Source organism: Lutibacter sp. B1 (genome assembly GCF_012524075.1).
Taxonomy (GTDB): domain Bacteria; phylum Bacteroidota; class Bacteroidia; order Flavobacteriales; family Flavobacteriaceae; genus Lutibacter.
The window spans coordinates 1-2342 of sequence record NZ_JAAZUI010000065.1; the positions used below are offsets into that span (position 1 = coordinate 1).

The following is a 2342-nucleotide window of genomic DNA, read 5'->3' on the forward strand; positions in this document are numbered from 1 at the left end:
TATGAAACTCATATAATTTTAGACTGTCAGTATCAGGGTCTCCACACATACTGTCTAATCTAAAATCATATTCTATTTCTATATTTTTCATTGATTGTTTGTATTCTTCTTTGCTTGCGTACAACGGGTTTGTGTATGGTTAGTTGCGTGGTTAAGCGATAAAGTTAGTAAAAAAATCACAGATAGAAAATCCGAGAGGATTTTCGTAAGTAGGATAGAACCAAGCAATTAATTATACACGTTGTTGTGGTTAGTTATTTTATAATTCAATTTTGATGTCAGTATTATGTAAAACTTTATTCCTATGCTTAATTTCATTAGGTTCAAAATAGTCTCCGCCTCTAACTTTCCACCAATTAGTCTCTTTCATAAAAGATATAACTTCATTATTTACTAAATCTCGATATTCTTCTTTTTCGTGTTTTGAAATATTCTTTACTGAAATTAATTCAGTTGGCTCATACATTTCACACCATTTATAGCCTTTTTTATTAAACTCTTTGATAATTCCAAGCTTTAAATTTCTTGCAATTCCTACAAAATATTTGTCCATTTTTAATTTAAGTATAAAAATAAATACTCCGTGATAATTCAGATTAAATCTTTTCGGATTCTGAATTGGTAAAAGTTCATCTCCAAGGTCGGAATTATTACAAAGTAAAAATCTTAATTTCTCAAGATTAAGCGTACAAAAATCACCACCTCGAACATTTTTCCAACCAAATTTTTTCATAAATTCAATTGTTATTGAGTTTTCTAAAAACATTGCTTCTGAAGTGTCTTTAAATCTTGTTTCAATTACCTCAATAATTTCAATTGGTCTATTGAGTTTTGTCCATTCAGAACTCAATTTTCCTTTTAAATGATTTTTAAATCTTTCTTCAACGTTTATTGTTTGTCCAACATAATATTTGTCATTTTCTAATCTTAAAACGTATATTTTTATCATATAGATTTTTCGTTCAGGTAATAGTGGGTTTAATTAACCACAACGTGTTTGTGTATGGTTAGTGGCGGATTTTGAAGCACTTAACTTTCGGTTTAACACTTGGGTTACTAAATGCTAAAACCCTGAATTACAGCATTAAACCGCCATTAACTATACACTTTGTTAGCAGAAGTATTATTCTACATCTATAATTATCTTCATTGCTTTTTCTCTAGAAGCATTCAAAAACACATCATAAGCCTTTTCAATTTCGAAAAGTTTATAATGATGCGTAATCAATTTTTTTACAGGTAACTTATTGGTTGCAACTGCTTTGATAAGCATTGGGGTGGTGTTTGTATTGACAAGCCCAGTGGTTATCGTAAGGTTTTTTATCCAAAGTTCTTGAATTTCAAAATCTACTTTTGCTCCATGGACTCCCACATTAGCAATGTTTCCTCCTGGTTTTACTATTTTTTGGCATATATTCCAAGTGGGTGGAATACCTACCGCTTCAATAGCCACATCAACACCATCTTCTCCTACAATTTTCTTCAGTTCTTCTAAAACGTTTTGACTATCCGAATTAATAACATGGGTAGCTCCTAATTCCTTAGCCATTTCTAATCTATTATCATCCAAATCAATCATAATAATGATCGCAGGAGAATAAAACTGAGCTGTTAAAAGAGCAGACATTCCCACAGGTCCTGCACCAACAATTGCGATAGCGTCACCTGGTTTTACATTTCCGTACTGAACGCCTATTTCGTGTCCTGTTGGTAAAATGTCGCTTATCATTACCGCTACTTCATCATTGATAGTATCAGGTATTTTGTAAAGGCTATTGTCTGCATGTGGAATTCTTACATATTCAGCCTGTACACCATCTATCATGTGTCCTAAAATCCATCCGCCATCTTTACAATGCGAGTAGAGTTGTTTTTTACAGTATTCGCATGATCCACAAGAAGATATACAGGAAATGATAACTTTATCTCCCACTTTGAATTGACTTACGCTGCTTCCTACTTCCTCTATAATTCCGACACCTTCGTGTCCAAGAGTAATTCCGTCTTGCATATAAAGGTTTTTACCCTTATAAATTCCGAGGTCCGTACCACAAATGGTGGTCTTCGTAACTCGTACAATTACATCGGATGGCTTAATAATAGAAGGTTTTGCTTTTTCTTCTAAAGCGATATTGTGATCGCCATGATAAACTAATGCTTTCATAAAATTTGATTTTGAAATTAATATACTTAAGTTTAATATTTCTGTTAACGATTTCTATATGCGCCGTTTTAATGGCGTATATGGGTTGTTGTGTTTAGTATTTTGTACATCTGTAAATATACAATTTTTTAAATACGGAGTCTGTCAGCCGCCACCATAAAATGTCTCCAATTGTCAT

The 2342-nt window shown here is 32.4% G+C and carries 2 protein-coding genes; both read right to left on the bottom strand.

Translation table 11 applies throughout. From position 1 onward, the window contains the following. Positions 1–259: 259 nt before the first annotated feature. The gene (locus HGB55_RS14705; RefSeq protein WP_168817788.1) at positions 260–949 is read right to left on the bottom strand and encodes a GIY-YIG nuclease family protein; all 690 of its coding nucleotides are present in this window, start codon (positions 947–949) and stop codon (positions 260–262) included. A gap of 174 nt (positions 950–1123) precedes the next feature. Continuing rightward, positions 1124–2164 (bottom strand): zinc-dependent alcohol dehydrogenase family protein, encoded by a 1041-nt coding sequence (locus HGB55_RS14710; RefSeq protein WP_168817791.1) that lies wholly within the window; start codon positions 2162–2164, stop codon positions 1124–1126. Between the last annotated feature and the right edge of the window lie 178 nt (positions 2165–2342).